Origin of the sequence: Pseudovibrio sp. POLY-S9, from assembly GCF_001431305.1 — a bacterium.
In the GTDB taxonomy this organism is placed as follows: domain Bacteria; phylum Pseudomonadota; class Alphaproteobacteria; order Rhizobiales; family Stappiaceae; genus Pseudovibrio.
On sequence record NZ_LCWX01000083.1, the window covers coordinates 1 to 263 of the forward strand.

The window sequence follows — 263 nt, forward strand, 5'->3', positions numbered from 1 at the left end:
AAGGAATAATCGCGCTGCATGAAGCTGGTGGCGCGCAGCTGCTCGCGCAAAACAAAGCTGTTGCAATAGACACCTTTGACAGCTCCACCAGCCATGGCGTTGTATTCCAACTTAGGCTGGTCCGGCAACTCGGAGACGATCTGCGGGTTATCAATGAACTGCAGCGTATGCTGGCCGTTGGCACTATGTGTGAAGTAGTACCAGATGCCTTCTTCTGCCGTGATGCGATCTAAAAAGCTTAAGTGACTTTCCCGGTACTGCAC

At 52.1% G+C, this 263-nt stretch carries 1 protein-coding gene; it reads right to left on the reverse strand.

All coding sequences use genetic code 11. The features are described from left to right. Positions 1–263 (reverse strand): phage late control D family protein (locus PPL9_RS06475; RefSeq protein WP_244273359.1); only part of this gene is annotated, 263 nt, incomplete at both ends.